16 protein-coding genes and 1 tRNA gene are annotated in these 10922 nt (G+C 64.4%); 15 read left to right on the forward strand and 2 right to left on the reverse strand.

Translation table 11 applies throughout. The features are described from left to right. The 8 genes from ACFE99_RS15820 to ACFE99_RS15855 all read left to right on the forward strand — a co-directional run. A partial coding sequence (locus ACFE99_RS15820; protein WP_375486887.1) for a segregation/condensation protein A occupies positions 1 to 550 on the forward strand: 550 nt, incomplete at its 5' end. After that, the gene (gene scpB / locus ACFE99_RS15825) at positions 547 to 1236 is read left to right on the forward strand and encodes an SMC-Scp complex subunit ScpB (protein ID WP_375486889.1); all 690 of its coding nucleotides are present in this window, start codon (positions 547 to 549) and stop codon (positions 1234 to 1236) included. The genes ACFE99_RS15820 and scpB, both read left to right, overlap by 4 nt. Then, complete coding sequence (locus ACFE99_RS15830) at positions 1236 to 1973, forward strand: pseudouridine synthase (protein WP_375486891.1); 738 nt, start codon at positions 1236 to 1238, stop codon at positions 1971 to 1973. The genes scpB and ACFE99_RS15830 overlap by 1 nt, the downstream gene beginning before the upstream one ends. After that, entirely contained in the window at positions 1970 to 2653 is a 684-nt protein-coding gene (cmk, locus tag ACFE99_RS15835) for a (d)CMP kinase (protein WP_375486893.1), read from the forward strand. Before ACFE99_RS15830 ends, cmk begins: the two co-directional genes overlap by 4 nt. Next, entirely contained in the window at positions 2650 to 4044 is a 1395-nt protein-coding gene (der, locus tag ACFE99_RS15840) for a ribosome biogenesis GTPase Der (RefSeq protein ID WP_375486895.1), read from the forward strand. Before cmk ends, der begins: the two co-directional genes overlap by 4 nt. 41 nt (positions 4045 to 4085) lie before the next feature. Continuing rightward, entirely contained in the window at positions 4086 to 4871 is a 786-nt protein-coding gene (locus ACFE99_RS15845) for a sulfite exporter TauE/SafE family protein (RefSeq protein ID WP_375486897.1), read from the forward strand. Between the two features lie 85 nt (positions 4872 to 4956). Continuing rightward, positions 4957 to 5033 (forward strand) — tRNA-Pro (locus ACFE99_RS15850). Between the two features lie 119 nt (positions 5034 to 5152). Continuing rightward, complete coding sequence (locus ACFE99_RS15855; RefSeq protein WP_375486899.1) at positions 5153 to 5437, forward strand: hypothetical protein; 285 nt, start codon at positions 5153 to 5155, stop codon at positions 5435 to 5437. 28 nt (positions 5438 to 5465) lie between these two features. Here the strand turns inward: ACFE99_RS15855 and ACFE99_RS15860 are convergent, their stop codons facing one another. Next, a complete protein-coding gene (locus ACFE99_RS15860; RefSeq protein WP_375486901.1) occupies positions 5466 to 6617 on the reverse strand; it encodes a tyrosine-type recombinase/integrase in 1152 nt (383 codons plus the stop codon). After that, positions 6614 to 7153 (reverse strand): hypothetical protein, encoded by a 540-nt coding sequence (locus ACFE99_RS15865; RefSeq protein WP_375486903.1) that lies wholly within the window; start codon positions 7151 to 7153, stop codon positions 6614 to 6616. The genes ACFE99_RS15860 and ACFE99_RS15865 overlap by 4 nt, the downstream gene beginning before the upstream one ends. A 184-nt stretch (positions 7154 to 7337) precedes the next feature. On the opposite strand from ACFE99_RS15865, the gene ACFE99_RS15870 reads away from it, so the two are divergent. The 7 genes from ACFE99_RS15870 to ACFE99_RS15900 all read left to right on the forward strand — a co-directional run bounded on the left by ACFE99_RS15870 (position 7338) and on the right by ACFE99_RS15900 (position 10731). After that, entirely contained in the window at positions 7338 to 7535 is a 198-nt protein-coding gene (locus ACFE99_RS15870) for a helix-turn-helix domain-containing protein (protein WP_375486905.1), read from the forward strand. Beyond that, the gene (locus ACFE99_RS15875) at positions 7532 to 7945 is read left to right on the forward strand and encodes a DUF2742 domain-containing protein (protein WP_375486907.1); all 414 of its coding nucleotides are present in this window, start codon (positions 7532 to 7534) and stop codon (positions 7943 to 7945) included. The genes ACFE99_RS15870 and ACFE99_RS15875 overlap by 4 nt, the downstream gene beginning before the upstream one ends. Continuing rightward, entirely contained in the window at positions 7942 to 9393 is a 1452-nt protein-coding gene (locus tag ACFE99_RS15880; protein ID WP_375486909.1) for a DUF3631 domain-containing protein, read from the forward strand. Before ACFE99_RS15875 ends, ACFE99_RS15880 begins: the two co-directional genes overlap by 4 nt. Beyond that, positions 9390 to 9800 (forward strand): hypothetical protein, encoded by a 411-nt coding sequence (locus ACFE99_RS15885; RefSeq protein ID WP_375486911.1) that lies wholly within the window; start codon positions 9390 to 9392, stop codon positions 9798 to 9800. Before ACFE99_RS15880 ends, ACFE99_RS15885 begins: the two co-directional genes overlap by 4 nt. Then, complete coding sequence (locus ACFE99_RS15890; RefSeq protein WP_375486913.1) at positions 9797 to 10060, forward strand: NUMOD4 domain-containing protein; 264 nt, start codon at positions 9797 to 9799, stop codon at positions 10058 to 10060. Before ACFE99_RS15885 ends, ACFE99_RS15890 begins: the two co-directional genes overlap by 4 nt. Then, positions 10057 to 10389, forward strand: a complete 333-nt coding sequence (locus tag ACFE99_RS15895) for a hypothetical protein (RefSeq protein ID WP_375486915.1) — start codon at positions 10057 to 10059, stop codon at positions 10387 to 10389. The genes ACFE99_RS15890 and ACFE99_RS15895 overlap by 4 nt, the downstream gene beginning before the upstream one ends. A gap of 165 nt (positions 10390 to 10554) precedes the next feature. Then, complete coding sequence (locus tag ACFE99_RS15900) at positions 10555 to 10731, forward strand: hypothetical protein (RefSeq protein ID WP_375486917.1); 177 nt, start codon at positions 10555 to 10557, stop codon at positions 10729 to 10731. The last annotated feature ends 191 nt before the right edge of the window (positions 10732 to 10922 follow it).

The raw sequence follows: 10922 nt of genomic DNA on the forward strand, positions 1-10922 counted from the left end.
GGAGGACCTCGCGCTGCTCGAGGCGCGCGACCTGCTGTTCGCCCGGCTGCTGCAATACCGGGCGTTCAAGCACGTCGCCGAGATGTTCGCCGAGCTGGAGGCGGCGGCGCTGCGCAGCTATCCGCGGGCGGTGTCGCTGGAGGACCGGTTCGCCAACCTGCTGCCCGAGGTCATGCTCGGTGTCGACGCTGAGCGATTCGCGCAGATCGCGGCGATCGCGCTGACCCCGCGGCCGGCGCCGTCGGTGACCATTGAGCATCTGCACGAGCTGATGGTCTCCGTACCGCAGCAGGCAGAACAGTTGCTGGATCTGTTAGAGACGCGAGGCATCGGCCACTGGGCGTCGTTTTCCGAGCTGGTCGCCGACTGTGCGGCGCCGATCGAGATCGTCGGCCGCTTCCTGGCGCTGCTCGAACTGTATCGGGCCCGGGCGGTAGCATTCGACCAGTCAGAACCGCTTGGTGTGCTCCAGGTTTCGTGGACCGGAGAACGGCCGACCAGCGAAGACTTGGTGAAAGCAGAGCCGCCAGAAGTGCGAGATCAACCATGACCGACCAGCTCCCCGAGCCCGATCTGGGTCTCGACGTCCCCGGGCTGGAGCCAGAGCTCGACGACGCCGAGCTCGGCCGGGTGCTCGAGGCGTTGCTGCTGGTGGTCGACACCCCGGTGACCGCGGAAACGCTCGCCGCGGTCGCCGAGCAACCCCTGTACCGGGTCGCTGCCAAACTGCGCCTGATGGCCGACGAGCTCGCCGAACGTGACAGCGGCATCGACCTGCGGGAGGCGGGTGGGGGATGGCGGATGTACACCCGCGCCCGGTTCGCCCCGTATGTCGAGCGGCTGCTGCTGGACGGTTCACGAAGCAAGCTGACCCGTGCGGCGCTGGAGACCCTTGCCGTGGTGGCCTACCGGCAGCCTGTGACCCGGGCGCGGGTCAGCGCGGTGCGTGGAGTCAACGTCGACGCCGTCATGCGCACGCTGCTGGCGCGCGGCCTGATCACCGAGGCGGGCACCGACCCTGATACCGGCGCGACGACATTCGCCACGACCGAGCTGTTTTTGGAGCGGCTGGGATTGTCGTCGCTGGCCGACCTTCCCGACATTGCGCCGCTGCTTCCCGATGTCGACATCATCGACGACATCAGCGAATCGCTAGATGACGAGCCACGTTTCGTCAAGCTCAGCGGCGCTTCGGAGCCGGAACAGCCGACGTCGTTTGACGTGGACGAGGAGTGATGGCTGAGGGGGTGCGGCTGCAAAAACTGTTGTCGCAGGCCGGGATTGCGTCGCGGCGGGTAGCGGAGCAGATGATCGCCGACGGCCGCGTCGAAGTGGACGGGAAGCTGGTGACGGAGCTGGGCAGCCGGGTGGACCCGGATGCGGCCGTGATCCGTGTCGACGGGGCGCGGGTAGTTCTCGACGACTCGCTGGTGTATCTGGCGTTGAACAAGCCGCGCGGCATGCACTCGACCATGTCCGACGATCGCGGCCGACCGTGTATCGGCGACCTGGTCGAACATCGGGTCCGGGGCAACAAGAACCTCTTTCACGTCGGGCGTCTGGACGCCGACACCGAAGGCCTCATTTTGCTGACCAACGACGGTGAGCTGGCGCATCGGCTGATGCATCCGTCATATGAGGTGCCCAAGACGTATCTGGCAACAGTGGCCGGGACCGTGCCGCGCGGACTGGGCAAGAAGCTGCGCACCGGCGTCGAGCTGGACGATGGTCTTGCCTCGGTGGACGATTTCGCGGTGGTGGATGCCGTTTCGGGCAAGACGCTGGTGCGGGTGACGCTGCACGAAGGCCGAAAGCGCATTGTGCGCCGTTTGCTGGCGGCGGCGGGTTTCCCGGTGCAGGCGCTGGTGCGAACCGATATCGGTCCAGTATCGCTGGGCAACCAGCGGCCGGGAAGCATCCGGGCGTTGGGGCGCAACGAAATCGGGGAACTGTACAAAGCGGTGGGCCTGTGAGCGGGCTGGTCATCGCCGTCGACGGCCCGGCAGGAACTGGGAAGTCTTCGGTCTCAAGGGGATTGGCGCGCGCGCTCGGCGCGCGATACTTGGATACCGGTGCGATGTATCGGATCGTGACGCTGGCGGTGCTGCGGGCCGGCATCGACCCCTCTGATGATGCGGCTGTCGGGGCGATCGCCGAGACGGTGCCCCTATCGGTGGGGTATGACCCTGATGTGGACCGCTGTTACCTTGGCGGCGAAGATGTTTCGGTGGAGATTCGTGGCGGCGCGGTCACCCGAGCTGTCTCGGCAGTGTCGTCGGTTCCGGCTGTGCGTCGGCGGCTTGTGGGTCTGCAGCGGGAACTGGCGCAGGGCCGGTCGAGCGTCGTGGTGGAGGGTCGCGACATCGGGACTGTGGTGCTGCCGGACGCGGACGTGAAGTTCTTTCTGACTGCGTCGGCGGAGACCCGGGCCCAGCGGCGCAACCACCAGAACGTCGACGCCGGGTTGGCCGACGACTACGCCGGTGTGCTCGCCGATGTGCGCCGCCGCGACCATCTTGATTCGACGCGCGCGGTGTCGCCGTTGCGGGCGGCCGACGACGCCGTTGTCGTCGACACCAGCGATATGACCGAGGCTGAGGTGATCGCTTACCTGCTGGAGTTGGTCAAGCAGCGTAGCGGGGCCGTGCAATGAGCCAGGACGGCACCTTGAGCGACGAAAGCGATTGGGACCTCGACGAAGTCGGTTCCGACGCGGCGTACGCGCCACCGCCGGTGGTGGCGGTGGTGGGCCGGCCGAACGTCGGCAAATCCACATTGGTCAACCGGATCCTGGGCCGTCGGGAGGCGGTGGTGCAAGATGTCCCGGGCGTGACCCGCGACCGGGTGTCCTACGACGCGCTGTGGACCGGGCGCCGGTTCGTCGTACAGGACACCGGCGGGTGGGAGCCGGATGCGAAGGGCCTGCAACAGTTGGTGGCCGAGCAGGCGTCGGTTGCCATGCGCACCGCCGACGCGGTAATCCTGGTTGTCGACGCGGTGGTCGGCGCCACTGCGGGCGACGAGGCGGCCGCTCGGATCCTGCGCCGCTCGGGCAAGCCAGTTTTCTTGGCGGCCAATAAGGTTGACAGCGAGAAAGGCGAGGCCGACGCGGCGGCGCTGTGGTCGCTGGGACTGGGTGAGCCCTATCCGGTCAGCGCGATGCACGGTCGCGGTGTGGCCGAGCTGCTCGACGAGGTGGTGGCCGCACTGCCCGAGGTGGCAGAGACGGCGTCGTCCGGTGGCGGCGTGCGGCGGGTGGCATTGGTGGGCAAACCCAACGTGGGCAAGAGCTCTTTGCTGAATCGGCTGGCGGGTGATCAGCTGGCCGTTGTGCATGAGGTCGCGGGCACAACGGTTGATCCGGTCGATTCGCTGATCGAACTGGGCGGCAAGACGTGGCGGTTCATCGACACGGCCGGTTTGCGCCGAAAAGTCGGTCAGGCCAGTGGACACGAGTACTACGCGTCGGTGCGTACCCACGGTGCAATCGATGCCGCCGAAGTGGTGATCGCGCTGATCGACGCCTCGGTGCCGTTGACCGAGCAAGACCAGCGGATCTTGACGATGGTGATCGAGGCCGGGCGGGCATTGGTGCTGGCCTTCAACAAATGGGATCTGGTAGACGATGACCGGCGAGAACTGTTGGAGCGCGAAATCGACCGCGAGCTGGTGCAGGTGCGCTGGGCGCAGCGGGTCAACGTTTCCGCCAAGACGGGTCGGGCGGTGCAGAAGCTGGTGCCTGCGCTGGAGACGGCCCTGGCGTCGTGGGACACCCGGATTCCGACCGGCCGGGTGAACGCGTGGCTGAAGGAAGTGATCGCAGCGACGCCGCCTCCGGTGCGCGGCGGTCGGCAGCCGCGTGTCCTGTTCGCGACGCAGGCCACTGCCCGCCCGCCGACGTTCGTGTTGTTCACCACCGGGTTTCTCGAGGCCGGGTATCGGCGGTTCCTGGAGCGGCGGCTGCGCGAGACGTTCGGCTTCGAGGGCAGCCCGATCCGGATCAACGTGCGCGTGCGCGAAAAGCGAGGCGCACGGTCACGCTGACTGCCAGCATTCGTCCAGCAGGCGCCCAATAGGGTTTCCGAGTGCCCATCTCTTATTTGGTGCTGATCGCGCTGGCCGGCGTAACGGCAGGCGCGATCAATGCACTGGTGGGCTCGGGCACGCTGGTGACATTCCCGACGCTGGTCGCGCTGGGCTATCCCGCGGTGACCTCGACCATGTCGAATGCGGTGGGCTTGGTGGCCGGGAGCATATCGGGAACCTGGGGATACCGTCGCGAGCTGCACGGCCAATGGCGGCGGCTGCGCTGGCAGATCCCGGCGTCGCTAGCTGGGGCGGCGGTGGGCGCGTGGCTGCTGTTGCATCTGCCGGAGAAGGTGTTCACCCGAGTCGTGCCGGTGCTGCTGGTCGCTGCGCTGATCATGGTGATCGCCGGCCCCCGCATCCAAGCGTGGGCGCGCCGGCGCGCCGAGCGGAGCGGCCGGTCGGTCGATCAGTTGTCGGTTCGTCGGATGGCTGGGCTGGTTGCCGGGACCTTCGCAATCGGCGCGTATGGCGGCTACTTCACGGCGGCGCAGGGGATCCTCCTGGTCGGGCTGATGGGTGCGCTGCTGCCGGAGTCGATGCAGCGGATAAACGCGGCGAAAAATCTGCTGGCGCTGCTGGTCAATGTTGTTGCAGCGCTGGCATACACGATCGTCGCTTTTCATCGGATCAGTTGGTCCGCGGCGGCGGTGATCGCCGTGAGCTCACTGGTCGGCGGTTTCTTGGGTGCCCACTACGGGCGGCGGCTGTCGCCCAGCACGCTTCGCGCAGCGATCGTCGTGGTCGGCCTCATCGGGCTATACCGGCTGCTGGCAACGGTGTAGGTCGGTTTGCGGTTTGCGTGGGGTTACGACGGCAGGCCACAGCTGCGGTAGGCTTTCGACCTGCTGCCGAAGATCAGGCGGCGACCGGGCTGTGGCGCAGTTTGGTAGCGCACTTGACTGGGGGTCAAGTGGTCGCAGGTTCAAATCCTGTCAGCCCGACCAGTATTTATGCAGGTCAGAGGAATTTCTGGCGCTGCTTGCGATGCTGAAACCGATGCCGCGGCGGTATGTAGCGCAACACATAGCGCAACGGCAGTGGAACTGGGAAGGTCGACCGCGCGATGAGCGCTGCAGGAGAAAAGGTCTGGCTAGTCGCGCTCACGGAGAAGTCCGCCGAGCCGGAATCGGAGCCCGTAACGGGTCATCGCCTCTACGCTAGCGCAGCTGGCGCTAGCGAGGGCCTGCGCGACATGTTCGTCGACATGTTGGGCATCGACGACTTGCCGCCCGGGGCGGTGATTGAGACCAAAACCCTAGAGGAACTCAACGATGCTTATTACGGCGATTTCGAGATCGAAGAAAGGCAGATTAGCTACCTCGTGATCCCACTGCCTGTCGAGGAGTAACACCCGGCGCCGGCGAAGGCTGCTTTTACTACAGGCCGAGCGCGCCGCTCCAGCCGTCGACGGCGCCGCGCGCCGCGGTATCGGTGGTGTGGCCGTAGATGTCCCCGGTGATGTTGATCGAGCTGTGTCCGAGCAGGTCGGCGACCGCCTTGATGTGCACTCCGGATTCGAGCCAGCCGACGGCGATTGAGTGCCGCAGCGTATGCACCCCGACGCCGTCGACACCAGCCTTCTCCGCAGCAGCCTCCACGACTCGCAGCAGATTCCGCGGGTCGACCGCGCCGCCGAACTCAGTGGTGAACACCAGGTCCGAGTCCTGCCACTGGTTACCCGCCCGCAGTCTCTCAGCTTTCTGTTCGGTGCGGTGCTTGCGCAACATCGCCACGACGGCGGGGGAGAGCGGCACCGTGCGCCGGGAACGGTCTGTCTTGGGTTCGGAGAAGACGAGTTGGTTGCCGACGCGGCCAAGGGTCTTGCGGACCTTCAGCCAGCCCTCGTCAAGATTCAACACGTCGGTATCCCACCGCAGCGCCAAACACTCGCCTCTACGTAGACCAGTCGCCGCGATCAGGACCAGAGCGATGTGGTAACGCGACGTTTCTGCGGCCTTCAGCACCGCTGCGACACCGCCAGCGTCCAAGTGCCTTGCTTCGCGGCGTTGGGTGCCTGGACGCTTCACCAGGGCGGCAGCATTGCGCGACACCAGACCGTCACGGACGGCTCCGTCGAGCCCAGCACGCAGGATCGTGTAAACCTGACGGATGGTGCTGTCAGAGAGTCGGTTAGCGCGCAGCGCCAGCACCAACGCCTCGATATCGGACGGTCGCAACTTGTCCAGTGTTATCGCCCCGAACGGCACCGGCTCGAGATGCTTACGGCACAACGTGGCGTACAGCGCCCGCGTCGACTCTTTGCGGTCAGACACCGCCAAACTGGTCGCCCGCCAGTGCGCGAGCCAGTCGGCAACGCTGCGGGTGGCATCTTTGACCGGCGCCCCCGCATTCAGCCGCTCACGCGCTTTATCGAGCTTGTCCTTAACGTCTTTCCGCGTACGCCCGTAGGCCACATAGCGTTTCGGGTCGCCGTTCTCGTCTTTGTACGAGATGGCGCCCTTGTAGCCGTCAGGCTTGCCGTTGCGCTTCCACTGATAGATGGAGCCCTCGCCGTTGGCGTTTCTCATGCTTTCTTCTTTCCGGGTTCGGTTTGCGGTAGGTAACCGGCCTTACGCGCCAGTAGCACGTACCGTCCCGCGGTTGACTCCGACACGCCGAATCGGTCCATGATCGCTTGCCAGGGCCCGTCGTCGACGTTGTCGCGGTACAGCGCAGCAACTTCCTTGAGCTTCTTGTCGGTAATCTTCCTGCGGGTCCGTTTCTGGACAGCGTTGTACGCCGTACGCGCCGCCGCCGGGTCTACGGGGCCAAGTGCGATCATTCTCGTGCCGCCGGATTCCTGGCCAGTATGCAGCACCTGTTTGAACGCGACTTCGCTCCATCCATTCAGCTTGCGCCTAATGGTTTCAAAGTCCGTTGAAAGCACTTGGCGGCCTTGAGCTTTCGACTCCAGATTGACTGCCGTGCAGACCGGTGCGCCGTCGCGGACTTGGAATGTGATGAGGAGCGAGGGCTGGTCTGCGTCACCTGGGCAGCGTAGGTAGAACTCCGCCGGAACGTAGACATCTTCAACCTTCACGAACTCCTGGAGCGTCTCGTACACGACCCATCCGACCAAACGGCCGCTGGTGTCTTCGACTGGTATTCGTGCTGTGACGCTCGCTGGCATCAGTCTCCCTATCACAAGGCCGCCCGCTTTTTGATATGGTCACCATGCCATTAATCCCGCATGCTGTCAACGACAGCCAGAACACAGGCTGTCACCCGCTAACAGCATGGAGAGGTTCATGGCTGAAACCACCCAGCGGCTACTAGTCCCCATCCCCACTGCCTGTGCGGAACTCGGAGGCGTCAGCCGCACAACGGTTTACGACCTCGTCAACCGACGTGAACTGGTCAAGGTCAACATTGGTCGGCGCGGCTTCATCACCGGAGAATCCTTAGCCGCGTTCGTCGACCGGCTCGCGGACGGCGTGTCGGCATGACCGAGTATGAGAACGGGCCACCAATAGAAGATCGGCCCCCGGAGAACCGGAAGCCGACCGAGAGTTTCAGTGGCCACCCAACCACACCAACCAGCACCAAGGTTACCGCAGTCGGCTCCCGTCAGGTCAGTTGGTGGAGGGTGCATGAGCACGTCACATCGCTGCTTGAGCGGGTCGGGTCGTGGCCACAAGCCGGCACCCCTGAATGGTGCGATCTTGACGACACCGATCCGCGCAAGGCCGCCGCGCTATTCGACGCCGCGCAGCATCACGCGCTACGTGTTGAAATCGCCCAGGAGGCCCGTTCCGAGACGTCCCGTGACATCGCCGCGGCCGTTGATTGGCCGGCCATCGCCAGCCAGATTCGGCAGCGCCGTGAGGCGTACATCCCGCGGGAGGTAGCGCCATGAGCCATGACCGCGCGGATGAACTGCGGGACTGGTACTCAGAGGAAAACCCGGACGGCGCCGAGCTGCTCGATGACATCGAACGGTTTGCAGGACGGTTTTTGGCGTTCCCCTCGGTGCATCACTTGGTCGTTATCGTTTTGTGGATCGCGCACACGTGGGTTGTTAGCGCGTTCTACGTGACGCCGCGACTGGTGCTCGACTCACCCGAGCCTGGCTCGGGCAAGACCCGCGTTCTCGAAGTGCTGGCACTGCTGTGCCTAAACGCGAAACTAACCATCAGCACCACTACGGCGGCGCTGTACCGCCGGATCGCAAAAGCCAGTGAGGATGATCCGCATGCCGCTAACGGCGGGGAGCTTTTTTGGGCGGAGCGGTTGCCGACCATCTTGCAGGACGAGGCCGACGCGGTATTCGGCCGCACGAATAATCCTCAGGCTGAAGACCTTAGGGCGCTCTACAACAGCGGCTACCGTCGAGGCGCAACCGTCGACCGCTGCGAGGGTGACGCGAAGAAAATGGAAGTCCGGGAATTCCCCGTCTTCGCACCGGTCGCGTTCGCGGGTCTGGCCGGCAAGATTCCGCGGACCATTCTTGATCGCTCAATCGTCCTGCATATGCGTCGTCGATCCCCAGACGAACATGTTGACGAGTTCCGCGAGCGCGACGCCAGAAACGATTCTTACGGCCTGTGGTACGGGTTGCAGCGGTGGGCCTTTAACGGTGAGGCGATTCCCGCCCTGCGGTCCATGCGGCCCGTCATGCCGGCAGGAGTGCGTGACCGGTCCGCCGAGGTCTGGGAGGCGCTTCTCGCTGTCGCTGATTACGTCGGTGGTGACTGGCCGGAACGCGCTCGCGCCGCGTGCCGTCACTTCGTGCTCGATAGCGACCCTGATGACTTGTCATTCGGCACCCGACTGCTGCGCGACGTTCGGGCCGTGTTCGGTGACCGCGACCGCATGTTCTCCGCAGACATCATTGCGGCGTTGACATCCGACCCCGAATCTGAGTGGTCCGATTTGTGGGGTAAGCCGCTGGATCAGAACCGCTTAGCGAAGGAACTCAAACGGTATGGGGTGCGGTCGAACACCATCCGCATCGGTGACCGGCGAGCAAAGGGCTACCAGGTTGACGGCGAGGATGGGCTGGCCCAGGCGTGGCGCCGATATCTACCCGACGCACCTAGGCGTGACAAGCGTGACAGCGGTGACATTGCAGGTCAGCCCGTCACGCCTACCGAAAGCAGGCGTGACAGCCGTGACGCAGGCGTGACAGCCGAAACACCCTCTGACCAACGGTTATTCGATTCTGTCACGGATGTCACGGATGTCACGGCTACAAACGGACACGCCTTTTGCGCCTGCGGCAACTCGCTCCACACCTCGGAGGCGATGGCGACCGGCAAATGTAAACCATGCCGGGACAAGGTGATGGCGGGGTACGACTCATGACCGCCGTCCGGTTCGACCGCCGCGGTGACATCTTCGGTGTGACGTTCCGCTACGACGCCGACATCGTCGACACCGTCAAGACGGTGGTGCCGGCGTTCCTGCGCTCCTGGAACCCGACCCGGCGTGAATGGCTGGTGTACGAACCCGTCTACGCGTGCGAACTCGCCCACGTCCTGTGCGACGCCGGCCACATCATCATCGGGCTTGATCAGCCGACCCGCTGTGATACTGACCCGGCCGCGTGGGCGCGGGTGGTGTTCCAGCGCGTCGGGGCCGCCAGGGCACATCTGGCTTACAAGCTGCTGTCTCGGCTCTGTCACCCCGACCACGGCGGCGACCACGAACTGCAAACCGAACTGAACGCGGCGTATGCCGAATTGCCTGACAAACAGAGGAGGACTGCATGACTGCCGAGTGTTGGGCGCCGATCCCCGGCTGGCCCGAGTACAGCATCAGCACCCACGGCCGGGTGCGGTCGGAGCCGCGCCGCGTCGTGCGCTGCAACGGCGCCAGATACCGGGTCCGTGGGCGCATCCTCGCCGCCCAGACCGACGCGCGCACGGCGTTGCGCCATGTCTTACTGAAGCGTCCAGGCAAAGCACAGCGCGTCTATTTACGGCCCCTAGTCGATCTGGTGTGGGGAGACGAAAGGAACACAGCGGCATGACTGAAGACGAACTATCCGACATCGCCGTGGCCGACCTTCCCCCAATCTTTTTGTACGAATGCCGGAAGCTGCGCCTTGAGGAAAACGGCCTAATCCCCGGCGTTCACGATCCCGACGATCTGATGGCGATCGGCAGCCTGTGCGTATTGATAAATCGGCTCACGGAGCAAGGCGATACCCCGTGCGACGTGACGATCAACAACCTCGCCGTCCTGGCGGCCGCGCTCATCGCCGCCCACGACGCCAATTTGCCGGTGCCGCACCTCGTCCCGCGCTGGCACAAAACCCTCGCGGCGGCGCTGCAGCTGGAACATGTCGCCCAGGAATGACAACGCCTGATGTCGAATGGTGCTAACCTCGTGATTGAGAAGTCAATGCGGCCTCCACGTCCGCCAAGGTTGCAGCCTCGCGGACCCGACCCGGAAATGCCTGCCGATCGGCCCATGAAGCACAATTCACGGCCGCAAATCCACGCTGCCCGAACAGGGTTCGTCATGAGTGCTGACCAGCAGCGCATCAACGATCTGCGCCTGCGGATCAAGCGCCTCGCCGGGTACCAGCAGATGTCGGCGAAACAAGAAGCGGCGTATCGCAGCTACCTCCGTGAACTCATAGAACTTGAACACGGCAGCGTCGATGAATTCTTCAGAACGGTATTCAAGGATTATTGAAATGCATCCAGAAATCGCCAAGCAGCGGCTCAAGGAGTTAGGCGATGAAGTCGCGCGCCGGCATCTCAACAACACCATCGACAAGCAATTTATGGACAAGGTCGAAGCCGAGTACGAGGAACTCCAAACCAAGATCAGAACTTACGAAAGAGCAAAAGGAATGGGAGTGTACGCATCCCCCAGCGAGTTCG

The organism is uncultured Mycobacterium sp. (genome assembly GCF_964249325.1).
In the GTDB taxonomy this organism is placed as follows: domain Bacteria; phylum Actinomycetota; class Actinomycetes; order Mycobacteriales; family Mycobacteriaceae; genus Mycobacterium.